1 protein-coding gene is annotated in these 827 nt (G+C 57.3%); it reads left to right on the top strand.

Features of this window, described 5'->3' with window-relative positions; all coding sequences use genetic code 11:
• Positions 1–70 precede the first annotated feature (70 nt).
• Positions 71–769 carry an IS6 family transposase gene (locus JQC81_RS32555; RefSeq protein ID WP_203275883.1) on the top strand — a complete coding sequence of 233 codons (699 nt, stop codon included), beginning with the start codon at positions 71–73 and terminating at the stop codon, positions 767–769.
• Positions 770–827 lie beyond the last annotated feature (58 nt).

Genomic DNA, 827 nt, shown 5'->3' with positions numbered 1-827 from the left:
GGCTCCGTCGCAAACTTTTCGTTTCAGAGTTTCAGCTACTGAGACTGCGGTCACAGTAGCGGAGGCAGCAGTGTTCAAGGGCAGGCATTTTGATCGATCCGTAATCCTGCTCTGTGTCCGCTGGTATCTCGCCTACAATCTCAGCCTCCGGAATCTGGAAGAGATGATGGCTGAGCGAGGGATCTCCGTCGACCATGCGACGGTGCATCGCTGGGTCATCCGGTACTCACCCGAACTGCTGAAGCGGTTCAATCAGCGAAAGCGAGTCGTCACTGCCAAATGGCACGTTGACGAAACTTACATCAAAGTCCGAGGGCAATGGAAATATCTCTATCGAGCTATCGACAGCAATGGCGACACTGTCGAATTCTGGTTCAGTGAACGGCGCAATCTTTCCGCCGCCAAACGGTTCCTGCGCAAGGCGCTCAAGCGCCATGGCCGGCCCGAGAGGATCGTCATCGACGGCAGCCAGACCAACCGGGAGGCGATCCTGTCGTGTGATGCCGAGAGCCGGCTGCAGGACCGTTCAAGACGCAGCCTCAAGCCAATCAGGATCCGGCAAAGCGCTTATCTCAACAACCGGATCGAGCAGGATCATCGGGCGATTAAGTGGCGGATCCGACCGATGCTCGGGTTCAAGGCGATCACCACCGCCCAGGTGATCCTTAGCGGGATCGAGATGATCCACATGATGCGCAAAGGACAGGCGAAGTATGCCTGCAATCAGCGGCTATCCCTTGCGGAGCAGTTCGAGCTACTCGCGGCCTGAACGCGCTAGCGAGTGGTTGTCCCTTTCTTGTCCCCTCTCCAGGCTTGCGACACAACCC

The organism is Microvirga arabica (genome assembly GCF_016811235.1).
Lineage (GTDB): Bacteria > Pseudomonadota > Alphaproteobacteria > Rhizobiales > Beijerinckiaceae > Microvirga > Microvirga arabica.
This window is presented reverse-complemented; position numbering and strand designations above follow the sequence as displayed.